The sequence below is a fragment of the Arthrobacter sp. Soil_C_60 genome (genome assembly GCF_057656375.1).
The window spans coordinates 565,765-587,401 of sequence record NZ_JBDGKM010000003.1 but is presented as its reverse complement, the minus strand read 5'-3'; the positions used below and the strand labels follow the sequence as shown (position 1 = coordinate 587,401).

Sequence of the window (21,637 nt, the reverse complement as noted above, 5' to 3'; positions counted from 1 at the left end):
CAGCTTGGGTTCCTTGCCGGAGGGGACGTACCGCATGGGTTCGGTGTCCGACGCCGGCAGGAACGTTCCGCCCCGGCCTTCGGTCAGCTGGATCATCACGTCGAAAAAGTTCAGGCCCAGGCCGCGGACCAGCATGGTGCGGCCGGCCGGGATGCGGCTGAAGTCGAGATCCGCAGGCACATTCGGCGGCAGGTAGTGCAGGCCGTACCGGGCGGCCTCGTCCTGCAGGTTCTGTTGTTCGGGGTTCAGCGCGGCAGGCAAATGCCCCAGCGCCAGCACCACCGCGTCCGCGTCCACAGTGCTGCCGTCGGCGAGGGTCACCCGGCTGGTGCCGTCGATCCGGTGCAGGTGGGTGGCCTCAGTCGCGTGGACGTGGACCACCACGTGGTTTCCGGCCGCCTCGTTCAGCCGGGCGAACGTCCAGGCCAGGTACCTTCCGTACAGTGCCCGGCTGGGGAAGTCCGAGGCCGTGAGCGACCGGGCCTCGTCTACGTCCTCCGGCGGCACATCGCTGATGCTCCCGGCAACGACGGCGGTCCGCCAGGCCTCGAAGGACATTCCGGTCAACGGTGCGGCGTCCAGTTCTCCGGTCGGCACCACGGTGGGAAACAGCGAGGGGGTGTTCATCAGGAACAGCCGGGACTGGCCGGAACGCCAGACGTGGCCGGGGCCCGGCGGGTACGGATCAATGAGATGGATGTGCAGCCGGCCGGTCTCGCCACGGTCCCGGCGATTGGCTACCAAACGTTCCAACACGGAGGTGCCGCGCGGGCCTGCACCCACGATAGCCACCCGGTAGCCGCGCTGAGATTCCATGCCTTCTAGCGTAACCGGGCCCGCGCACTGGCCCGCTCGTGGCCCCTCCGGCTGCCTCGCACCAGGCCGCGACGGCTCACTTGCTCTGGCCCCGACGGCTTGGTTGCCCGGTCCTGCCTAGGATGGGAAGCATGACTCAGGAGCCCACTCACCTGCCCGACGACGAATTCCGCTGGCTCGAAGACATTTACGGCGAGAAACCGCTGGACTGGGTCCGCGACGAGAACGCCCGCACCCAAGCCAAGCTGGTAGACGAGAAGTTCCTTGAGCTGGAGCAAAGCGTGCTCGAGGTGCTGGACTCGGAGGACCGGATTCCTGCCGTCACCAAGCGCGGCAACTTCTACTACAACTTCTGGCGGGACAAGACAAACCCCCGCGGCCTCTGGCGGCGCACTACGTGGGAGAGCTACCTGCAGGACTCGCCCGAGTGGGACGTCCTGCTCGACGTCGACGCGCTGGCCGCGGCCGAAGGTACGGAATGGGTCTTCGCCGGTTCGCAGTTCCTCCGCCCCGCGGACGGCACCAGCTACCGGCGCGCGCTGCTGCGGCTCTCCCCCGACGGCGGGGACGCGGTCACGCTGCGCGAGTTCGACGTCGAAACCCGGAGCTTCGTGGACGGCGGCTTCGAGATTCCCGCCGCCAAAACCTACGCCAGCTGGCTGGACGAGGACACCATCCTGCTCGGAACAAACTTCGGACCCGGCAGCATGACCACGTCCTCCTACCCGCGCACCAGCCGGATCCTGCGCCGCGGCCACAGCCCGGCGGACGCCGAACCGTATTTCGAAGTGCCCGCCGAGCATATGCTGGCGCAGGCCGTCCACGACTCCACACCCGGTTTCGAGCGCGAGATCGCGGTAGACGTGATCGATTTCTTCAACTACCGCAACTACCTCAGGCGCGACGGCGGATGGCTGCCCATCGACGTGCCCACGGACGTGGAGGTCGGCTTCCACAAACAGTGGCTGACCCTGCGCCCGCAGACCGACTGGCAGCCTGCCGGCACCGACACCACCTACCCGGCGGGCTCGCTGCTGGCCGTCGGGCTCGAGGATTTCCTCGCCGGCAGCCGCGACGTCATCGCCCTCTTCACGCCGGATGCCGGCACCTCGCTGCAGTCCTGGAGTTGGACGCAGAACTTCCTGCTGCTGAACTTGCTGCAGGACGTCTCCTCGCAGGTGCTGGTCCTGGACCCGGCGAAGAACTGGGCGGCCGTGGAACTCGATGCCTGCCCGCCACTGCATTCGGTGGACGCCTCGGCCGTGGACGATGAGGACAGCGACGACTACTGGCTGGTGGCCACGGGCTTCCTCACGCCGTCCACGCTCTCCCGCGGCACCGTGGCAGATCGCCCCGCGACGGCGGTGAAGTCGTCGCCGTCGTTCTTTGAAGCCTCCGGCCACACGGTGGAGCAGCATTTCGCCGTATCCAAGGACGGAACCAAGATTCCGTATTTCCAGGTGGGACCCAAAGAGCTTACGTACGACGGCGGCAATCCCACCCTGCTCTCGGGCTACGGCGGGTTCGAGGTCAGCAGGACGCCCGCCTACAGCGGGACCGTCGGGCGGGCCTGGCTGCAGCAGCGCACGGCGGACGGGCGCGGCGGAGTGTACGTGCTCGCCAACATCCGCGGCGGCGGCGAGTACGGCCCGGCCTGGCACCGCGCCGCACTGCAGGCGAACCGGCACCGGGCCTACGAGGATTTCGCGGCCGTCGCGCAGGATCTGATGGACCGCGGCGTGACCCGGCGGGAGCGTCTGGGCTGCTCGGGCGGTTCCAACGGCGGGCTGCTGGTGGGGAACATGCTCACCCGGTACCCGCACCTGTTCGGGGCGGTCTCCTGCGGAGTCCCGCTGCTGGACATGGCCCGCTATACGAAGCTGTCCGCGGGGTATTCGTGGGTTGCCGAATACGGCGACCCGGAGGACCCGGCGCAGTGGGACTTCATCCGCACCTTCTCGCCGTACCACCTGCTTGAGCCGGGAACCGACTACCCGGATACCTTGATCTGGACGGCAACCTCGGATGACCGGGTCGGACCGGTGCAGGCACGGAAGATGGCGGCCCGGATGCGGGCCATGGGCGTGCAGAATGTCTGGTTCCACGAAGCGCTCGAAGGCGGGCATGCCGGCGCCAGCGACAACAAACAGGCCGCCCGCCTGCAGACGCTGTCCAACACCTTCCTGTGGAACGCGCTCACGGATTGAGGCCCTGCTGCACGGCGGCGGAGACCACCTGTTGGCGCCCGTTTTGATCTGGCCCGGTTATCTGGGTAATCTTGATGGGCTGGCAACAGCATCTTGGAGACGTGCCAGAGCGGCCGAATGGACTTCACTGCTAATGAAGGGTCGGGGTTAAACTCGACCGGGGGTTCAAATCCCCCCGTCTCCGCGTTTGGCCCCTGCAGTTCCGCGAGGAACCGCAGGGGCCTTTTGCGTTTCCACGCGGCGTTCCGCGGAGTCTGAGGCCCCGTGCCGGCCCGGCGACCGGGTGGGCACGGGGGCCTCTCAGTCCCGCGGCATCAGGCTTTCAGCGCCAGGGCGAACGGCAGCACGGCCTCGGCTCCGGCCCTGCGCAACGTGCGGCCGGCAACCGTAACGGTCCACCGGCTGTCCGCCAGATCATCCACCAGCAGAACCGGCCCCGGGTTGTCCGCGAACCATTCGGCTCCACCAGCCGGCACCTCGAACTGATCCCAGACGTCGGCCAAACGGTACGCGCTGTTGCCGCCCGGGCCGCTCTTCGGACCACCGCCGGGCATGGACAGAGCGCCCAGGTAGGGCATCCGCCCGATGCTGGCCAAGCCCTCAGCCAGCGAACCGACCAGTTGCGGGCGGGTCCGGGACGGCACGCTGACCACCGCGACGGGCCGCTGGGCCCAGCCCCATTCCGCGAGCACGCGGACGCAGGCCTGCAAAGTCAGCTGATCCAGCGGCTGATCCGGCGCCTGATCGGACAACAGTTCACGCAGTTTGCCGCCCCAGCCCAGATCCGTCAGACGGGCCAACGCGCGCCCGGGCAGGTTCGTCTCCGCCGGTCCGATCTTGCCTTTGACCTCCACACCGAGCCGGTTCATGCCGGTGGGCCACATGGCACGCGGATCCAGTTCGACCCCCACCCGGTGCAGGGCGGCATCGGCGCTTTCCGTGGCGGACTCTGCCACGGAGTCCGCGTACCAGCGGCCCGCGCAGTTATCACAGCGGCCGCACGGTGCCGCCGCCGGATCGTCCAGCTCGCGGGACAGGAATTCCATCCGGCAGCCGGCGGTGTTCTCGTAATCCAGCATCGAGTTCTGCTCCGCGACGCGGGCCTTGGCAATGCGCTCGTAGCGCTCCCGATCATAATCCCAGGGCTGCCCGGTGCCTTCCCAGCCGCCCGAGACCCGTTGCACGGCACCGTCCACGGCCAGCACTTTGAGCAGCAGTTCCAGCGGGGAGCGCTTGAGATTGACCCGGGTTTCCAGCGCCGCGGTGGACAGGACGGTCCCCGGCTGCGCCAGTTCCCGGAGCACGGCCAGCGCGGTGTCCTCGTTCGGCATGGACGCGGTGGCGAAGTACTCCCAAATATCGCGGTCTTCGCGGCCGGGCAGCAGCAAGACGTCAGCGTTCGGCGTGCCGCGGCCGGCGCGGCCCACCTGCTGGTAGTACGCCACCGGTGACGACGGCGCCCCGAGGTGCACCACGAATCCCAGGTCCGGCTTGTCGAACCCCATGCCCAGCGCGCTGGTGGCGACCAGTGCCTTGACCCGGTTGTCCTTCAGTGCCGCCTCGGCAGCCTCGCGGTCCGCCGGATCCGTCCGGCCGGTGTAGGCGAGCACTTCGTGGCCCGCCTCGCGCAGCAGCCGGGCGGTATCCTCGGCGTTGGAAACGGTCAGTGCGTAGATGATGCCGCTGCCGGGAAGCTCGTGCAGATGCGTCAGCAGCCAGCCCAGCCGTGCCCTCGCATTGGGCAGGCGCAGCACCCCCAGCCGCAGCGATTCCCGGGCCAGCGGACCGCGGATGGTCAGCACCTGTCCGCCGGCAGCAACGTCACCGGCAAGGGCCGCGGCCCCGAGCTGTTCCTCGATGTCATGGACCACGCGGGAGTTAGCCGTCGCGGTAGTGGCCAGTACCGGCACGGATGCGGGCAACTGCTCGATCAGGTCCCGGATGCGCCGGTAGTCGGGGCGGAAATCATGGCCCCAGTCCGAGATGCAGTGCGCCTCATCGATCACCAGCAGGCCCGAACTGCGGATCAGCTCAGGCAACTGTTCATCCCGGAACCGCGGATTGTTCAGCCGCTCCGGGGAGACCAGCAGGACATCCACGCTGTTGCCCGCCAGTTTGGCGCGGATGTCGTCCCATTCCAACTGGTTGGCCGAGTTGATGGCGGCGGCGCGGACCCCGGCGCGTTCGGCCGCGGAGACCTGGTCCCGCATCAGCGCGAGCAGCGGGGAGACGATCAGGGTCGGCCCGACACCCCGGGCCCGCAGCAGCAGGCTTGCCACGAAGTAGACGGCGGACTTTCCCCAGCCCGTCCGCTGGACCACCAGCGCCCGCCGGCCGCCGGCCACCAGAGCTTCCACAGCCTCGAACTGCCCCGAGTGGAACTGTGCCTCCGGATTTCCCACCAGCCGGCGGAGGATTTCGGTTGCTTCTTCCCTAAGGTCGGTTACCTGTCCGGTCATGCTCTGCAAATCAGCCATTACCCCAGTATTACAGCCGCGCCTGACAGCCCTGTCGGTTATCCACAGGGGTTCCTTATAAGCTAGGGCGGTGACGAGTCTCGATCTTAGTGTTTCTTTCCAGGAGTCCTTCAAGGCGTACGACGTGCGCGGCATCGTCGGCGAAACGATTACCGCGGCCACGGTGGAGGCCACCGGCGCCGCGTTTGTGGACGTCCTCGGACTGGCCGGCCAGACCGTCCTGGTCGGCGGGGACATGCGCCCGTCCTCCCCCGAATTCGCCCGGGCCTTCGCCCGCGGCGCCGCGGCCCGGGGCGCGAACCCGAAGATGCTGGGCCTGATCTCCACGGACGAGCTCTACTTTGCCTGCGGCACCCTGTCCGCGGCCGGCGTCGTCTTCACCGCCTCGCACAACCCGGCCGAATACAACGGCATGAAAATGGCCCTGCCCGGCGCCGTCCCGGTCTCCTCCGACACCGGCTTGTTCGACATCCGCGACACCGCCGCCCGCTATCTCACGGACGGGATTCCCGCCTCCGACCCCGGCACCCTCAGCGAACAGGACGTGCTGGCCGACTACGCCGGCTACCTGCGCTCCCTGGTCGACCTCTCCGGCTCCCGGCCCCTGAAGATTGTGGTCGACGCCGGCAACGGCATGGCCGGGCTGACCACCCCCGCGGTCCTGGGCGACGGCGTGCTGCCGGCCCTGCCGCTGGAAATCGTCGAGCTGTACTTCGAGCTCGACGGCACGTTCCCGAACCATCCGGCCAACCCGCTGGAACCGGAAAACCTGCGCGACCTGCAGGCCGCCGTCGTCGCCCACGGCGCGGACATCGGCCTGGCGTTCGACGGCGACGCGGACCGCTGCTTCGTGATCGACGAAACCGGCAACCCGGTCTCCCCCTCCGCCGTCACCGCACTGGTGGCCCGCCGCGAAATCGCCCGCGCCAAGGCCGCCGGCGAGCACACCCCGGTCATCATCCACAACCTGATCACCTCCCGCGCCGTGCCCGAACTCGTCGCTACCGACGGCGGCCGCGCCGTGCGCACCCGGGTGGGACATTCCTTCATCAAGGCCGTGATGGCCGCCGAAGGCGCCGTGTTCGGCGGGGAACACTCCGCGCACTACTACTTCCGCGACTTCTTCAACGCCGACACCGGCATGCTCGCCGCGATGCACGTCCTAGCCGCCCTCGGCGAACAGAACCAGCCGCTCTCCGCCCTGGCGCACGAGTACGAGCCCTACGTCTCCTCCGGCGAAATCAACTCCAAGATCGAGGACAAGGACGCCGCCGTCGCCCGCATCCGCGCCCGGTTCGCCGGCGACGACGTGGACATCGACGAACTCGACGGCGCGACCTTCACCGCCCGCGACGGCTCCTGGTGGTTCAACCTCCGCCCGTCCAACACCGAACCCTTCCTGCGCCTGAACGCAGAAGCCATCGACACCGCAACACTGGACAAGGTCCGGGACACCGTCCTGGGACTGGTAAGGGAATAACCAATGAGCACAGAGGGCACTTCGTGGCGCGAAGGCATAGAACCTGAGGTCCTGAACGACATCGACACGCTCTTCGGTACTGGCCTGGGTATGGCGCAGGAGCAACTGGAAGAACACGGCGCCTTCCTGCCGGTTGGCCTGGTCATGACCACCGACGGCGAGCTGCGGCTGATCGCCGTCCAGCCCGAGGACATCGAGGGTGATGAAGAGTCCGACGAGGTGGACGCGGATGCCATGATCCAGGACATCTACACCGCGCTGCAGCAGGAGAAGTCGCAGTTCCGCGCCATCGCGGTGATCAGCGACATCTATCTGCCCGACAATGACACGGACGCCATCCACGTCGCCACCGAGCATTCGTGGGGAGCGGCCATCGCCGCTATCCAGCCCTACAGCCATGACGACGACGGCGAATGGACCTACCCGGATCCGTTCATCGACCCGCAGGACCGGATTGTCTGGCCGCCCGCCTAAGACCGGACGGAGCAACCACCGGACGGAGCATCAACGCGGCGGCGTTAGAATGCCTGCATGCGGATCAATGCCTTCTCTGACGTGTGCCTGCGCGCTATCATGCTGCTCAGCGCCTCGCCCGAAGGCGAACTGCTGACCACCCAAGCCATCGCCGACGGCGTCGGGACTCCCTACAACCACGTCAGCAAAGCGGTCCTGAAACTGCGCTCCCTCGGCCTCGTGGACGCGGTCCGCGGCCGTTCCGGAGGCGTGCGTTTGAGCACCAAAGGGCGTACGACGACGGTGGGCTGGCTGCTGCGCGAACTGGACGGGCGCGAAGACCTCGTCGACTGCGAAAGCGCCTCCGGCAACTGCCCGATGAGCAACAACTGCGGCCTGCGCGGCGCCCTGCGCCGCGCCCGCGAAGCCTTCTACCGCGAGCTCGACGATCTGGTCGTCTCGAGCCTGCCGCATCAGGCCCAAATGGAGCCGGTTTTTGTGATGTTGGGCACACGCCGCCAAGCCTAGCTGCGAAAAATCAAGGAAATTTCTACATGCGGTAGAAATGGGGATTTAAACCAGCATGTTGAATGCTACTTTTGAGGCATCAACCACCTTCTGACCCCAAGGAGTAACGATGCTCTCGGAGAAATCCCGCCCCATCATTGAAGCCACCCTTCCCCTCGTGGGCGAGCGGTTGGGGAGCATTACACCGAACTTTTACAGCCGCCTGTTCGCGGCGCATCCGGAACTCCTGGACGGGCTTTTCAGCCGCGCCAACCAGCGCAACGGGGAGCAGCAGAAGGCCCTGGCCGGCTCCATCGCCGCCTTCGCCTCCGCTCTGGTCGCCAACCCGGACCTGATCCCCGAGGCCATGCTCAGCCGCATCGCCAACAAGCACACCTCGCTGGGCATCACCGAAGACCAGTACGAGATCGTCTACAAGTACCTCTTCGAAGCCATCGCCGAAGAGCTGGCCGATGTGATCACCGCCGAGATCGCCGAAGCATGGAGCGAGGTCTACTGGCTGATGGCCAATGCCCTGATCAAGATCGAAAAGGGCCTCTACGCACAGCAAGCCAACGACAAGATGTGGATGCCGTGGAAGGTCGTGGAGAAGAACCAGGCCGGCACCGGGTCCATGACGTTCGTCCTTGAGCCGGCGGATGACACCCCGGTCACCGTCGCCCGCCCCGGCCAGTTCGTCAGCGTCAAGGTCCAGCTGCCCGACGGTCTGCGCCAGGTCCGCCAGTACTCGCTCTCCGCCGACGTCCACTCCACGGACCGCCGCGTCTTCACCGCCAAGCTCGACGACGGCGGTGACGTCTCCCCCGTGCTCCACCAGAACATTCAGGTCGGCGATGTACTTGAGCTGTCCAACCCCTACGGTGACGTCACTCTGGACGAGGGCGACACTCCGGTGGTCTTCGCAACGGCAGGCATAGGCTGCACCCCGTCCGCATCCGCGCTGCGCTCCCTGGCCCGGCAGGGTTCCAGCCGCAAAGTAATGGTGCTGCACGCGGAAAAGAACCTGGAAGCCTGGGCCCTCCGCGACCAGATGGTCAACGACATCGAAAAGCTCGACGGCGCCAACCTCAAGCTGTGGCTCGAGGAACCGGCCGAAGGCGCAACCACAGGCTTCATGTCCCTGCAGGATGTCGAGCTTCCGGCCGATGCCTCCGTCTACGTCTGTGGCCCGCTGCCGTTCATGAAGTCCATCCGCAGCCAAGCGATCGATGCCGGCATCCCCGCCACCAAGATCCACTACGAGGTCTTCGGTCCGGACCTCTGGCTCGCCTCGGCCAACTAAGGCCCCTCACATACTCAGTCACCATCCCAACGACGGCGGCCCGGAAACGGCCGGGCCGCCGTCGTTGTTAAGCGCACTCATCGTCAAGTAAGCTCATCGCCGGCAGCAAGCACCAGGCCTGCCGACCCGTCGACCAGCACTTGCTGGCCGTCCTGCAGCACCTTGGTTCCAGTGCCGGTTCCCATTACCGCCGGAATGCCGTATTCGCGGGCCACGATCGCGGCGTGCGAGCCGAGGCCGCCGGCATCCACGACGACGGCGGCGGCTCGCTGGAACAGCGGCGTCCACGAGGGATTGGTGTACGGGCACACCAGGATCTCCCCGCTGGCCAAGGTGCCGAAATCCGCCGGCGAGAGGATCACCCGGACCGGTCCGGCCGCCCGGCCCGCGCTGGCCGCTGTACCGGAAACCAGCGCGTTCCCATGCCGGCGCCTTCCGGCGAAGAGGGCATCCATCGGCAGCAGCGGGATGCCTTCGAGCTCGCGACGTTTTGCCTCGCGTGCCAGCACCACGCGGCGGTACCGCTCGCGTTCGGCGGCCGGCAGCGCCCCGCCGTCGCCGCCACCGCCGATTGTCATCGTTTGGAGTTCGTCGAATCGCAGGTGGTGGACCTGGTCCGGTGAGTCCAGCACACCGGCCGCGACGAGCCTCCGCCCGAGCTCCAGCAGCGCCCGGCGCAGCGGTGGCAGCAGCTTCGTGGCATAGAAGTGGGTGTCTTCGCGGAACGCTATGCCCGATTTGGCAGCCGCGACGGCGCCAAGAACCTGGCGCCGGAGCGGCCCGATCCGGAGGGCGGGATGGCGCTCCAGCTCCCGCAGGGCCTGTCCGGTCTGGTCAGCGCCCTGGTGCCGCTCGCCCAACATCGCCTTGACCAGACCGAGCACCACGTCGGGAGCGCCGGACCAGGTGGGTGCGCTGCTGAGGACAACGCTCACTGTCTCGCGGTGGCCGTACTCCGCCAGGAAAGCGTCGAAATCAGCGCGGAAGCCGGCGAACTCCGGCTCCGCCAGCCGGACGAGCAAGTCTGCTGGGGCCAGCTCGTCGAACGCCGCGGACAGGACTGGATCGCGCCGGATGCCTTCCGCCAGCTGCTCAAGGCCGCGGTTAGCCTGGCTGGTGCGGGTTTCGGCGCCTGCGATCAACGCTGCCGCCAGCCGTGGTTTGCCCAGCAGCAGCAATAACAACCGCAGCTTCGCCTGCGGGACAAAGGCACCGGGCAAATAGGAAGCTCGCAGTTCGGTAATCCAGTGGAGCGCGGCGAAAGCGTCTTCGGCCAGCTGGATGACGCCCTGCCAGCGCAGCGGCTGCGGATCCCGGGCATTCAACTGCTCCACCTCGGCCAGGAAGGCGGTGAACCGGCCATCCTCGGTCCACTTTTCCGGCTTGAACCGGCGGACGCGCAGGGCGACGGACAAGGGCGCGGCCAGAGTCCGCAGCGTTGGCCGCGGGACCGGCGGGACCAGCCGGACCACCACCCCGTCCTCTTCCGGCAACAGCTGTTGAATGCTCGGGAAGCGGACGCCCACGCTGCCCGCCATGCCCCGGAGCATGGCGCCGATTCCCCGGTCCATCCAGCCGGAGACATCCATTGGATACGGACGCTGCGTGAACATCTCCAAGAAGAACGGCCCCATAAGCCTCTGGAACCGGTTCAGTTTCACCGGCTGCGGCGGCAAGGCTGTCATCGGGCGGGACTGGAGGACGTACACTCGGCCTCCGGCTACCGCCCACTCCATGTCCTGCGGTCGGCCGAACAGCTCCGCCGCCTGCCGCGCCAGCCCTGCGAGTTCCGCGAGCTGTGGCGGGCTAAGTGACGGCTGCCGGTCCGCGGTGCCCTGGCCCTGGACGCGGCTGTGCCCCTCGCCGGCACCTCGGCTCCCGCTGGTCCCGTTGCTCTCGCCAGCACCTCGGCTCTCGCCGGTTCCGCCGCCCTCGTGCGCGTGAATCACTACTTCACGTCGACCAGGGGCATAAGCCGTCAGGCGTCCGGCGCCGTCGAGAACGTAATGGTCAGGAGTGACCAGGCCGGAGACCACCGCTTCCCCCAGCCCGCTGCTGGCATCCACGACAGTCTCATCCCGCGCACCGGTTACCGGGTTCGCGCCGAACATCACGCCGGCAATTTCCGCCGGAACCATCTCCTGAACGACGACGGCGATGGCCACCTCATGCGGATCGATCCCCCGCCGCTGGCGGTACGCGATCGCCCGGTCCGTCCAGAGCGAGGCCCAGCAATCCGCCACGGCACTGATCACTGCGTTCTCTCCGACAACATTGAGGTATGTGTCCTGTTGGCCGGCGAAGGCCGCGCCCGGCAGGTCCTCGGCGGTGGCACTCGACCGCACGGCTACCGGTTTCGACCCCAGCTGTGCATACGCATCCGCTACTGCAACCCGGATTTCCGGCGGAACGGCCGTGGCGGCAAATTCCGCCCTGATGCTGGCGCCGTCCGCGCCGGACTGCAGCAGTTCTGCCAGTTTCGCGCCCAGCGGGGTGGAGTCCAGCAGGGCGGCGTAGGCCCGGGTCGTAACGACGAAGCCGTCCGGCACGGGAAAGCCGTTTCGGATCAGCTCGCCAAGGTTGGCACCCTTGCCTCCCGCCAAGGCGATATCCCCGGCGTCGAACCCGACCAAGCGTCCAACAAGTGCGCTTTGAGTCATTCCGAGGCTCCTCCGGGGGTCGCGGGCGGCGGTCCTCTACAAGATACGCCCGAAGCCAATTAAAAGAAGCAGGCCCCGACTCAATTGTCGGGACCTGATTCCGTACGGCCTAGCGGCAGGGAACCTTACGCGGCGAAGCGCTCCTGCAGCACCTTCAGCTGTGCGGACAACTGCTCCGGCAGGGACTCGCCGAAGCGGGCGTACCATTCCTCGATGCCCTTGAGCTCTTCGGCCCATTCAGCAGGATCAACCTTGACGGCTTCCTCAACCTGTTCCGGCGTCATGTCGAGACCGGTGAGATCGAGGGAGTCCGGCGTCGGCACGAAGCCGATCGGCGTTTCCGTGGCGTCGGCCTTGCCTTCGATCCGCTCGATGGCCCACTTCAACACTCGGGAGTTGTCCCCGAAGCCCGGCCAGGCGAAGCCACCGTCGGCCGTGCGGCGGAACCAGTTGACCAGGAAGATCTTGGGCAGACGCTCCTGATTGCCCTTGCCGGAAACGGTGATCCAGTGGCGCAGGTAGTCGCCTGCGTCGTAACCCATGAAGGGCAGCATGGCCATCGGATCGCGGCGGACCACGCCCACGGCACCGGCTGCAGCAGCAGTGGTTTCCGAGGACAGCGTGGAGCCCATGAAGATACCGTTGGTCCAGTCGCGGGCCTCGGTGACCAGCGGGATGGTGGTCTTGCGGCGGCCGCCGAAGAGGATGGCGTCGATGGCCACGCCCTGCGGGTCGTGGTACTCCGGTGCCAGCATGTCGACCTGGTCGATGGGCGTGCAGAACCGCGAGTTCGGGTGCGCGGCTGGACGGCCGGCCTCCGGGGTCCATTCGTTGCCCTGCCAGTCGGTCAGGTGCTCGGGAACCTCATCCGTCATTCCTTCCCACCAGACACCGCCGTCGTCGGTCAGTGCCACGTTGGTGAATATGGAGTTGCCCTTGGCAATGGCGCGCATGGCGTTGGGGTTGGTGCTCCACCCCGTACCCGGTGCAACACCGAACAGGCCTGCCTCGGGGTTGACTGCCCGCAACTCGCCGTCCTTGCCAAAGCGCATCCAGTTGATGTCGTCACCGAGGGTCTCGGCCTTCCAGCCTTCGATGGTCGGATCCAGCAGGGCCAGGTTGGTCTTGCCACACGCAGACGGGAATGCCGCCGCGACATGGTAGGCCTTGTTCTCCGGACTGGTCAGCTTAAGAATGAGCATGTGCTCAGCAAGCCACCCCTCATCGCGGGCCATGACGGACGCGATGCGCAGGGAGTAGCACTTCTTGCCCAGCAGCGCGTTGCCACCGTAGCCGGAACCGTAGGACCAGATGGAGCGCTCCTCGGGGAAGTGGACAATCCACTTCTCCTCGTTGCACGGCCACGGGACATCCTGCTGCCCCGGCTCCAGCGGAGCACCGACGGAGTGCAGTGCCGGCACGAAGAAGGCATCCAGCTCTTCGATCTTGCGCAGCACATCCGAGCCGATGCGGGCCATGATGCGCATGGAGGCGACCACGTAAGCGCTGTCGGTAATTTCGACGCCGAACTTCGGATCTTCTGCGTCCAGGTGTCCCATGACGAACGGGATCACATACATGGTGCGGCCACGCATGCTGCCGGCGAAGCGCTCCCGCAGGATGCCCTTCATCTTGGCCGGATCCATCCAGTTGTTGGTGAAGCCGGAGTCGCGTTCGTTCTCCGAGCAGATAAACGTCCGCTCTTCGACGCGGGCCACGTCCTTGGGATCGGAGGAGCCGGCAAAGGAGTTCGGAAACAGCTCGGGGTTCAGCCGCTTGAGTGTGCCTGCCTCGACCAGTTCATCCGTGAGTTGCTTGTACTCTGCTTCGGAACCGTCCACCCAATAGACTGAGTCAGGCTGCGTCAGCTCGGAAACTTCGGCAACCCAGGCCAGAAGCTTGGCATGTGTAGTTGGTGCGTTCTTGAGTGTTTCGTCAAGAACCGGCTGACGCGCGTTATCGCCCATGACTCTTCCCTTTCTCGGGCCAGTGGTGTGTATTGATGCTATGGGCCGTGGGGTAGACCGGACTGCAGCTTTGTAATGCGCAGCACTGTTCAGAGTGACAGTCAACCGCGGAAAATCAAGGTTTTTCGAATCGAGCTCCTCAATTTAAGTGATAAAGGTCATATAGACCGGTCTAGTTCACAGTAGTCACCGACGGTCGCAATCCGGAGCCAGCCGCATGGTTCCCTGGGTTTATGAGGAGTGGCGATCCTCACCCTAGCGCCGATTTGGTGACCGGAGGGAAACACGCTAGAGTTATATCCGGCCGCGAGGCCAAAGCGCCCATAGCTCAGCTGGATAGAGCGTCTGTCTACGGAACAGAAGGCCGGGGGTTCGAATCCCTCTGGGCGCACCATTCGAGATGAGGCTCGGTCAACATTTTGACCGGGCCTCATTTTTGTTTCCGGAACCGTCGATTTGCGAACGGTACCTCATCAGGCTGACCTCCTGAATCAGCTGACTCTTACATCACCCGGCCGACCGCTTGCGAAACTTCTGATGAGCCGCCTGCTTGCTCACGCCCAGGACTGCGGCAATGGCCGCCCAACTGACGTCGGCGTTCCGAGCTTGCAGCACCCAGTAGTGCTCCTGCCGCTCCAATTGCAATCGGGCCGTGCGGATAGCGCCGAGTTCCTGCAGAGGATCGCCACCTTCTGCTTGGCTTAGATCAGTTTTTGAGGCCATGCCGTCAGGCTACGTTGACGACATATGCACGTCAATCATTTTCAGAAGGGCGGTGGGGTGTAGAGGTCCGGTGGTGGTGGTTCGGTTGGTGGGCGGATGGACCAGCTGTTTTCCGGCGTGCTGGTCCATTCGTGGCCGGTACGCGATTTCCAGACGGTGCTGCCGTCGGCATATTGGGTGACTTTCCAACCGCCTTTGTGTTTTGCAGCGTGCTCGGGTTTACAGAGCGCCTTGAGATTTTCGAGCACGGTTTTGCCGCCTTCTTCCCAGGCGATGGTGTGGTCGATCTCGCAGAACCGGGCTTCTACGCGGCAGCCGGGGCCGCTGCAGTGCCCGTCGCGTAACCGGACGAGTCGTTTGAGCCATTCGGGCGGGTGCCGCAGGTCTTTCGCGGCGGCGATCGCGTTGCCGTATCCATCGGTCAACACCGGCAGCCACGATTCCGCGAGTCCGGCGAGGTTGCGGGCCATGTCCGGCGGGATCGGCCCGTACCCGGCGAGTTCACCGGGTTCCTCGCTCAACCCCGCCGCGGTCTCCAATGACAACGTGACCGCGACGCTGGCCGTCACCCCCGCGCCGGCACCGGTCCCCGTCCCCGCGCCGCTGCCGGTGCAGGTGGCTGCGCTGCTGCCGGCGCAGGTTCCGGTCCCGCTGCCGTTGCAGGTGCCGGGGCTGTGGAGGATCAGGTCGGTGATGACGTCGGCGCGCAGCTGGGGCAGGGTCCGGGCTTCGTCGGGGCCCTGCAGCTTCTTCGCGAGGGCCTGAACCAGGTTGAACACCATCACCGCCTTGTCCGCGCTGCAGCGGAACCAGACTTCGGCCATCCCGTCATCCTGCGGCACCAAGCCGACGTTCCGGGACTGGTTCGCGCGTTCGTGCCGGACGGTCAGGCTATCGGGGTGCAAACGTTCACAGGCCTTGCGGGCACGGGCCCGCACACTGTCCACGGTGATCCCGCCAGCTTGGGGCAGGACCCCGGCCTCGAACGCAGGCAAGAGTTCTTCGGGCAGGTCGGCGGAGCCGCGCGCGATCGCGGTGGCCCGCGGCAGGTCCAGGTCCCCGGCGGCCATCGCCTCCACCGTGGCCGGCAAATGGTCGCACAGCTGCGCGGCCTCGGTGAGGTCCTGCTGCGCAGCCCCGCGGGGCTGGGCCAGGGCCGCGGCGATCTCCGTCGCCGCGCAGGAAGAGAAGCCATGCGCGTTGCCGGTCTCGGCGCCCTCGGCCGGGCGCAGCTCGGTGAACCGGCTCAAGGCCTTCACCCGGCCGGACTGCAGCCACGCCACGGCCTTCGCGGATGCCTGCAGGTAATCAATGGTCCCGACGTCATCCAGGCCGTCCGGATCAATCCGCTCCAAAACCGCGGCCAGCGCCGCCGGCGCCAGGTTTTCCCAGCCCTCCGGCAGGCCCGGCACCTCCGGCAGCACCGCGGCCGTCGCCAGGGTCCCGGCCGCTTCCTCGGCCGCTTCATCGAAAGGCTCCGAGTGCCGGCCGCCGAAGGCCAGGTTCTCCTCCGCCCAGGCATCGAGGAGGAGTTTGTGCAGCATGATTTCCAGCAACGAACGCCCCGCCAAACCGAGCGCCCGCAAACCGCGCTCCCGGTCCGGCTCCGGCGCCGGTATGAAATCAAACTGGAAATCTTCCATACACCCACCCTACGAACCGCCTCTGACAGTATGTGACCACGCACACACCATGCGGTGGAAACCACTGGAAAACATTCCGGCACGTGCCGAGCTTGCGTTGGCTGACCAGGACGAGGTGATGTCGGGATTGCCGTTTAGCGGCGAACGACGAAACGCGTCAGCTTGGCGTCCCGGCCATCGAGCTCGGCCCAGCTCTTTTCGTGTTCGAACACCGTCAGGCCGGACGTCGGGTAGTGCGTGGCCATGTCCATCACCGACTCCTCGTCCGACTCGACGGATGCGAGCCGCATGGCCAGGTTCTGTACCGCGGGCATGTGGCTGATCACCAGCAGGCTTGTGATGGTATCGGGGAGTTGGTTGATCTCGCTGAGTACCTGCGTGGCCGAGGCTTCGTAAATTCCGTCGGAGAGCATCGGGGTGGGCGCTTTGTCGCCGAGTTCGTTGCAGATCCAGGTGCAGGTCTGCCGGGTGCGAAGCGCGGACGAGCACAAAATGAAGTCGGGAATGTGGCCCTGCTCCACCATCCACCGGCCGATCAGCGGCGCCTCGTTGTGCCCGCGCTGGGCCAGCGGCCGCTCGTGATCGTCCACGCCCAAGGGCCAAGCGGCCTTCGCGTGGCGCAGGATCAGCAGCTTCTTGATGTGGTGCTCGCTCATCCTCCGAGTCTAGCGGCGGCGCCGTCCAACCCCTTGTGCCGCGACCGAGCAACTGGGAGGCTCGGCACATGGCGGATCAAACGATGAAGGTGGACGCAATAGTCATTGGCGCGGGTGCCGTTGGCGAGAACGTGGCCGAACGCACGGCGCGCGGCGGCTTGAAGACCGTCCTGATCGAAAAGGCGCTGGTGGGCGGTGAATGTTCTTACTGGGCTTGTATGCCTTCGAAGGCACTCTTGCGTGCCGGGACGGCGGTGAATGCCGCGCGAAGCATAAACGGCGCCAAACAGGCAGTCACCGGGTCGCTGGATACTGACGCGGTGCTCCAGCGCCGCGACGGCTTTACCTCCCACTGGGACGACAAGTCACAGGTGGAGTGGGTGCACGGCGCTGGCATCGAACTGCTGCGCGGCACGGCCCGGCTGACCGGTGAGCGCACGGTGGAACTGGCTGCCGAGGACGGTACAACCAAGGCCATCGAGGCGCGCCACGCCGTCGTACTGGCCACCGGCTCAGTGCCCACGATCCCGCCGATCGAAGGTTTGGACAGCGTGGACTTCTGGGGCACGCGCGAGGCCACCGCTTCACAGGAGATCCCGCAAAACCTGCTGGTGCTCGGCGGCGGGGTGTCCGGGGCGGAGTTGGCGCAGGCATATGCGCGCCTGGGAGCAGCCGTCACGCTGGTTGCCCGCGGTGACCTGCTGGCCAGTTATCCGGAACCGGCACGACGCCTGGTGGAAGCCGGCCTGCGCGAGGACGGCATCGATGTCCGGCTGCACACCACCACGCAGAAGGCTGCGCAGGATGAATCGGGTATCCACTTGACGTTGATACCAACAGATAACGACGGCGGCGCCGCGCCTTCGAATGTCAGCGGCGCCAAGCTGCTGGTTTCCACCGGGCGCCATCCGGCCCTGGTCGACCTGGGCCTGGAAGCCATCGGCGTTGTTCCCGAGGACCTTAAGACCGACTCCAGTGGTCAGGTGGCAGGTGTGGAGGGTGGCTGGCTTTACGCTGTTGGCGACGCCGCGGGAAAAGCGTTGCTGACCCACCAGGGGAAGTACGAGGCCCGCGCAGCTGGCGAGGCAATCGCGGCAAGGGCCGCGGGCGACTTGGACGGCGGGACGCCGGAACGGTGGAGCCGCTTCGCCGCCACGGCGGACGAGGCTGCGGTACCGTCCGTGGTCTTCACCGATCCGGAAGTGGCGATGGTGGGGCTGACCCTTGAGCAGGCGCGGGAGGGCCGCGCCAAAGCCAGAGGCGTAGAACTGCCGATCGCCGTCGCCGGTTCGGCGCTGCATGCAGACGGGTATGACGGCTGGGCGCAGCTAGTGGTTGGACGAGGACCGCGAAGTAATTCTCGGTGCCACCTTTGCCGGCCCCGATGTCAGTGAGCTGCTGCACGCGGCGACCATCGCCGTCGTCGGCCAGATTCCGCTGGACCGCCTCTGGCATGCCGTTCCGGCCTACCCCACCATCAGCGAAGTCTGGCTCCGGCTGCTCGAGGAATACGGCCTCTAAACGGCACCGGCGCCTGGCGAGCTTCAAGCGCTTACGGCGGGCTTAAAGCGGCGAGGGCGCCTCCTTGCGGAGACGCCCTCGGGCCAAAAGCAGGACTTAGATGGAGTACTCCGGCGCGGCCCAGACGACAACCTCGGGGTGCTCGTAGAAGCGGTAGCCCTGGCCGCGGACGGTGCGCACGGTGTTGGCCAGGCGTCCGAGCTTGGAACGCAAGCGGCGGATGTGCACGTCGATGGTGCGCTCATTCGGCACCTCTTCGGCGTTCTTCCACAGGCCGGAAAGCAGTTCATCGCGGCCCACGGTCCGGGTGGCATTTTCCACCAGGTAGTTGAGCAGCTCGAACTCCTTGAACGTCAGGTTCAGGGTTTCGCCATCCAGGTGGACCTCGCGGCGAGACAGGTCGATCAGCACGCCGCTGGGACGGCTCGACTGCTGCGCCGTGTGCACCGTGCGCTGCTGGACCTCGGTCCGCGGACGGCGGCTGACGGTCGGGTCGCCAAGGGCCTGGCGGACGACGTCGATATTCTCGCCCTGTGCGTCGGCAGGAGCCAATGCGACGGCGGCATGGCTTTGCGCTCCGGGAACCAGGGTCTGGACATAGGAGCGGATCTGGGAAGCAAGCTGTGTCAGCGACGTACCGGCTGCCGCGGCGGCGGACTCGTCCAGGCCTACATACAAAACAAACCCGCGGGCGACATTGTCAGCTGACACTGCCTGCGGGCCTGGTTCCCCATTGGGCGTAATCACCGGCGTGGGAGCGGTGGTCGGGTTGGCGGCATCGCCGTCGAACTGCCCGGGAACGGCGCGGAGCACACGGTACTGCTGAGCGGGATTGGCCTGGGGCGCGCCGTACTGCGGGCGGTTGAAGCCCTGGCGCTGGGCTGCAGCGGCCCGGTTCTGGGCGTTGCGGACGGAGATGTGGACGTATCCGGATGAAACTGACATGTTCTAAAACCTCATATGTGAATGGCCGTCATCGCGGCGCGAATGCATGGGTATGCCCGCACGGGATGCTGTTTGCCCGCCATCGGACAGATGAATTGCCTGAATAACTCTTGGGTGGTGAGTTAGGCCTGCATTCGACAACAGCACAAGGTCCATCCGGAATGGGATCCGGTGAGGATTGCTGCGGCTGCAGATGCTGTTGAAATGTTGTTCACGTCTCTGATTTTGTCCGTAATAAACGGTACGTGCAAGTAACAAAAGCTGATTCGTCTCGCATCGTGAGATTTCTGGCCCTTTTGTGTTCCAACTCACATTCAGAGGGCTGAATAATTATAAGGGGCCTTATCGCGATGATGGCGAGGAGTCAGGGCATATTCATGCACGTTAACGGTATGTATATGCAGTTTGAACGATCATAGTTACTCGCAAAGATGCAAGTGTCCCACTATATGGACCGCTGGTCCATGGCGAAGGTCTGTAGCACAACCGGCTGGAGGTGCTTCTCAGGTTTAGGTCAGCCGGCGATGCCGTACAGCCGGTCTCCAGCGTCGCCGAGACCCGGAACGATATAAGCGTGTTCATCCAGCCGATCGTCCACCGAAGCCAGCACGATGGTCACGTTTTCGGCATCGCCAAGTTCGGCCTCGAGCATCTTGAGCCCCTCAGGGGCGGCGAGCAGGCAAATGCAGGTCACGTCGGCGGCACCCCGGGCAAACAGGAACTTGATGGCCTCGCGCAGGGTGCCGCCGGTGGCCAGCATCGGATCCAGCACGAAGACCTGGCGGCCGGTCAGATCAGCCGGCAGACGCTCGGCATAGGTGATGGCCTCGAGCGTCTCCTCGTTGCGCGCCATTCCGAGGAAACCGACCTCTGCGGTGGGAACCAGCTTGGTCATGCCCTCGAGCATGCCGAGTCCCGCGCGGAGAATGGGCACCACCAGCGGGGTGGGCTTGGTGAAGGCCGTCCCGACGGTCCTGGTCACGGGCGTCTCGATTTCCACCGGTTGCGTGCGCACGTCGCGTGTGGCCTCATACGCCAGCAGGGTCACCAGTTCTTCGGTCAACTGGCGGAAAACGGGCGACGGAGTGGTCTTGTCGCGGAGAACGGTGAGTTTGTGGGCAACAAGAGGGTGGTCCACTTCGAGTACGCGCATGCGTCAAAGTTACAGTCACGCGGATAGGCAGCACAAACACCCCCTGGTTAGTCCGAGGGTGTCTGCGGCCGTACCGAAGTTGTCCGGAGCAGTGCCCGCGGCAACAATTGAGCACATGATGCCTGCCGACCCGCTGCACAGCGAGTGGATGGACCTTGCCCTGGAGCAGGCGCGCCTTGCCCTCATTACCGCGGACGTGCCGATCGGCGCCGTCGTTATTGGTCCGGACGGCACGGTCATCGGGTCGGGACGGAATGAACGCGAAGCCCACCACGACCCCACCGCGCACGCGGAGATGGTGGCGATCCGTGAGGCGGCGCGGAAGCTGGACTCCTGGCGGCTGGAGGGCTGCACCCTGGTGGTCACGCTGGAGCCGTGCGCCATGTGTGCCGGCGCGGTGGTTCTTGCCCGGGTTCCCAAAGTCGTGTTCGGGGCGTGGGACGAAAAAGCCGGGGCGGCCGGCAGCGTGTTCGATATCCTCCGCGAGCGCCGGCTCAACCACTGGGTGGAGGTCCATCCCGAGGTCCGCGCCGATGAGTGCGGGAACCTGCTGCGGGAGTTCTTCGAGGCCCACCGCGACTAGCCACAGCCCCGATAGCAAGTAGGCTTGGTAATTCCGGAACCCGAAAGGATAGCGATGACTAACCAAGAAAACGGACATCAGGAAGTAGCCAAGATCCTCAAGGATGCCGACATCGCGGTGCTGACCACGGTGAACGCCGACAACCAGCTGGTCAGCCGCCCGCTGGCCCTCCAGTCAGTGGAGTTCGACGGTCTGCTCTGGTTCTTCACCCAGGACCCCTCCCCCAAGGCCGATGAAATCCGCGCCAACCAGCAGGTCAACGTCTCGGTCCACGCCGGCGGCGGTTACCTCTCCATCTCCGGCACCGCGGACATTGTGCACAACAGGCCGAAGATCGACGACTTGTGGAGCGCCGCCGTCGAGCCTTGGTTCGAGAACGGCAAGGATGATCCCACGGTCGCCCTGATCCGGGTTGCGGCGGACACCGCCGAATACTGGACGCCCGATTCACCCAAGGTTGCCACCCTGTTCAAGCTCGCCAAGGGAATGGTCACCGGTGAACAGCCCGACGTCGGCAAGAATGACGTCGTCGAGATGTAGCCG

15 protein-coding genes, 2 tRNA genes and 2 pseudogenes are annotated in these 21,637 nt (G+C 65.9%); 10 read left to right on the top strand and 9 right to left on the bottom strand.

The features are described from left to right. Window positions 1-273 precede the first annotated feature (273 nt). A pseudogene (locus tag AC3A4M_RS09545) lies at window positions 274-816 on the bottom strand (FAD/NAD(P)-binding protein); the annotation flags it as partial. A 131-nt stretch (window positions 817-947) separates the two neighbouring features. Between AC3A4M_RS09545 and AC3A4M_RS09540 the strand changes: the two are divergent. Further along, the gene (locus AC3A4M_RS09540; RefSeq protein WP_498735535.1) at window positions 948-3,023 is read left to right on the top strand and encodes a prolyl oligopeptidase family serine peptidase; all 2,076 of its coding nucleotides are present in this window, start codon (window positions 948-950) and stop codon (window positions 3,021-3,023) included. Between the two features lie 95 nt (window positions 3,024-3,118). Further along, window positions 3,119-3,207 (top strand) — tRNA-Ser (locus AC3A4M_RS09535). Between the two features lie 130 nt (window positions 3,208-3,337). Here the strand turns inward: AC3A4M_RS09535 and AC3A4M_RS09530 are convergent. Then, window positions 3,338-5,500: a RecQ family ATP-dependent DNA helicase gene (locus tag AC3A4M_RS09530; RefSeq protein WP_498735533.1), complete on the bottom strand. Its 2,163-nt coding sequence runs from the start codon at window positions 5,498-5,500 to the stop codon at window positions 3,338-3,340. A gap of 70 nt (window positions 5,501-5,570) precedes the next feature. Between AC3A4M_RS09530 and AC3A4M_RS09525 the strand changes: the two genes are divergently transcribed. The 4 genes from AC3A4M_RS09525 (at window position 5,571) to AC3A4M_RS09510 (ending at window position 9,243) form a co-directional block, all read left to right on the top strand. Beyond that, entirely contained in the window at window positions 5,571-6,980 is a 1,410-nt protein-coding gene (locus AC3A4M_RS09525; RefSeq protein WP_498735532.1) for a phosphomannomutase/phosphoglucomutase, read from the top strand. A 3-nt stretch (window positions 6,981-6,983) separates the two neighbouring features. After that, window positions 6,984-7,454, top strand: coding sequence for a hypothetical protein (locus AC3A4M_RS09520; RefSeq protein ID WP_169992935.1), 471 nt, complete (start codon window positions 6,984-6,986; stop codon window positions 7,452-7,454). Between the two features lie 57 nt (window positions 7,455-7,511). Then, window positions 7,512-7,961 carry an RrF2 family transcriptional regulator gene (locus AC3A4M_RS09515; RefSeq protein WP_498735530.1) on the top strand — a complete coding sequence of 150 codons (450 nt, stop codon included), beginning with the start codon at window positions 7,512-7,514 and terminating at the stop codon, window positions 7,959-7,961. A gap of 109 nt (window positions 7,962-8,070) precedes the next feature. Then, window positions 8,071-9,243 carry a globin domain-containing protein gene (locus tag AC3A4M_RS09510; protein ID WP_498735528.1) on the top strand — a complete coding sequence of 391 codons (1,173 nt, stop codon included), beginning with the start codon at window positions 8,071-8,073 and terminating at the stop codon, window positions 9,241-9,243. Window positions 9,244-9,326: 83 nt separating this feature from the next. On the opposite strand, the gene AC3A4M_RS09505 is transcribed toward AC3A4M_RS09510, so the two are convergent. Continuing rightward, window positions 9,327-11,903: a PEP/pyruvate-binding domain-containing protein gene (locus tag AC3A4M_RS09505; RefSeq protein ID WP_498735526.1), complete on the bottom strand. Its 2,577-nt coding sequence runs from the start codon at window positions 11,901-11,903 to the stop codon at window positions 9,327-9,329. Window positions 11,904-12,028: 125 nt separating this feature from the next. Continuing rightward, window positions 12,029-13,870 (bottom strand): phosphoenolpyruvate carboxykinase (GTP), encoded by a 1,842-nt coding sequence (locus tag AC3A4M_RS09500; protein ID WP_498735524.1) that lies wholly within the window; start codon window positions 13,868-13,870, stop codon window positions 12,029-12,031. Window positions 13,871-14,187: 317 nt separating this feature from the next. Between AC3A4M_RS09500 and AC3A4M_RS09495 the strand changes: the two genes are divergently transcribed. Continuing rightward, window positions 14,188-14,264: transfer RNA gene (locus tag AC3A4M_RS09495), tRNA-Arg, on the top strand. 113 nt (window positions 14,265-14,377) lie between these two features. On the opposite strand, the gene AC3A4M_RS09490 is transcribed toward AC3A4M_RS09495, so the two are convergent. The 3 genes from AC3A4M_RS09490 to AC3A4M_RS09480 all read right to left on the bottom strand — a co-directional run bounded on the left by AC3A4M_RS09490 (window position 14,378) and on the right by AC3A4M_RS09480 (window position 16,892). Then, the gene (locus AC3A4M_RS09490; protein ID WP_498735522.1) at window positions 14,378-14,593 is read right to left on the bottom strand and encodes an AsnC family protein; all 216 of its coding nucleotides are present in this window, start codon (window positions 14,591-14,593) and stop codon (window positions 14,378-14,380) included. 41 nt (window positions 14,594-14,634) lie between these two features. Then, on the bottom strand, window positions 14,635-16,236 hold the full coding sequence (locus tag AC3A4M_RS09485; RefSeq protein ID WP_498735521.1) for an HNH endonuclease signature motif containing protein: 1,602 nt from the start codon (window positions 16,234-16,236) through the stop codon (window positions 14,635-14,637). Window positions 16,237-16,370: 134 nt separating this feature from the next. Then, window positions 16,371-16,892: a SixA phosphatase family protein gene (locus AC3A4M_RS09480; protein ID WP_139004201.1), complete on the bottom strand. Its 522-nt coding sequence runs from the start codon at window positions 16,890-16,892 to the stop codon at window positions 16,371-16,373. Window positions 16,893-16,960: 68 nt separating this feature from the next. Between AC3A4M_RS09480 and AC3A4M_RS09475 the strand changes: the two are divergent. Next, window positions 16,961-18,413, top strand: a pseudogene (locus AC3A4M_RS09475) (dihydrolipoyl dehydrogenase family protein). Between the two features lie 96 nt (window positions 18,414-18,509). On the opposite strand, the gene AC3A4M_RS09470 reads toward AC3A4M_RS09475, so the two are convergent. Together AC3A4M_RS09470 and upp are read right to left on the bottom strand one after the other, a co-directional pair. Beyond that, window positions 18,510-19,358: a winged helix-turn-helix domain-containing protein gene (locus AC3A4M_RS09470; RefSeq protein WP_074699833.1), complete on the bottom strand. Its 849-nt coding sequence runs from the start codon at window positions 19,356-19,358 to the stop codon at window positions 18,510-18,512. Window positions 19,359-19,872: 514 nt separating this feature from the next. Continuing rightward, a complete protein-coding gene (gene upp, locus AC3A4M_RS09465) occupies window positions 19,873-20,511 on the bottom strand; it encodes a uracil phosphoribosyltransferase (RefSeq protein WP_498735518.1) in 639 nt (212 codons plus the stop codon). A 115-nt stretch (window positions 20,512-20,626) separates the two neighbouring features. Here upp and tadA point away from each other — a divergent pair, with 115 nt between their 5' ends. Beyond that, on the top strand, window positions 20,627-21,094 hold the full coding sequence (tadA, locus tag AC3A4M_RS09460) for a tRNA adenosine(34) deaminase TadA (RefSeq protein WP_498735516.1): 468 nt from the start codon (window positions 20,627-20,629) through the stop codon (window positions 21,092-21,094). Between the two features lie 54 nt (window positions 21,095-21,148). Continuing rightward, window positions 21,149-21,634 carry a pyridoxamine 5'-phosphate oxidase family protein gene (locus AC3A4M_RS09455; protein WP_498735514.1) on the top strand — a complete coding sequence of 162 codons (486 nt, stop codon included), beginning with the start codon at window positions 21,149-21,151 and terminating at the stop codon, window positions 21,632-21,634. Window positions 21,635-21,637: the final 3 nt, after the last annotated feature.

What these genes read in the sequence shown, in the direction of transcription:
- AC3A4M_RS09510 (WP_498735528.1), top strand. Translation starts at nt 8,071, where the DNA reads ATGCTCTCGGAGAAATCCCGCCCCATCATTGAAGCCACCCTTCCCCTC.
- tadA (WP_498735516.1), top strand. Translation starts at nt 20,627, where the DNA reads ATGATGCCTGCCGACCCGCTGCACAGCGAGTGGATGGACCTTGCCCTG.
- AC3A4M_RS09455 (WP_498735514.1), top strand. Translation starts at nt 21,149, where the DNA reads ATGACTAACCAAGAAAACGGACATCAGGAAGTAGCCAAGATCCTCAAG.
- AC3A4M_RS09480 (WP_139004201.1), bottom strand. Translation starts at nt 16,892, where the DNA reads ATGAGCGAGCACCACATCAAGAAGCTGCTGATCCTGCGCCACGCGAAG.
- AC3A4M_RS09540 (WP_498735535.1), top strand. Translation starts at nt 948, where the DNA reads ATGACTCAGGAGCCCACTCACCTGCCCGACGACGAATTCCGCTGGCTC.
- AC3A4M_RS09500 (WP_498735524.1), bottom strand. Translation starts at nt 13,870, where the DNA reads ATGGGCGATAACGCGCGTCAGCCGGTTCTTGACGAAACACTCAAGAAC.
- upp (WP_498735518.1), bottom strand. Translation starts at nt 20,511, where the DNA reads ATGCGCGTACTCGAAGTGGACCACCCTCTTGTTGCCCACAAACTCACC.
- AC3A4M_RS09505 (WP_498735526.1), bottom strand. Translation starts at nt 11,903, where the DNA reads ATGACTCAAAGCGCACTTGTTGGACGCTTGGTCGGGTTCGACGCCGGG.
- AC3A4M_RS09520 (WP_169992935.1), top strand. Translation starts at nt 6,984, where the DNA reads ATGAGCACAGAGGGCACTTCGTGGCGCGAAGGCATAGAACCTGAGGTC.
- AC3A4M_RS09470 (WP_074699833.1), bottom strand. Translation starts at nt 19,358, where the DNA reads ATGTCAGTTTCATCCGGATACGTCCACATCTCCGTCCGCAACGCCCAG.
- AC3A4M_RS09530 (WP_498735533.1), bottom strand. Translation starts at nt 5,500, where the DNA reads ATGGCTGATTTGCAGAGCATGACCGGACAGGTAACCGACCTTAGGGAA.
- AC3A4M_RS09485 (WP_498735521.1), bottom strand. Translation starts at nt 16,236, where the DNA reads ATGGAAGATTTCCAGTTTGATTTCATACCGGCGCCGGAGCCGGACCGG.
- AC3A4M_RS09515 (WP_498735530.1), top strand. Translation starts at nt 7,512, where the DNA reads ATGCGGATCAATGCCTTCTCTGACGTGTGCCTGCGCGCTATCATGCTG.
- AC3A4M_RS09490 (WP_498735522.1), bottom strand. Translation starts at nt 14,593, where the DNA reads ATGGCCTCAAAAACTGATCTAAGCCAAGCAGAAGGTGGCGATCCTCTG.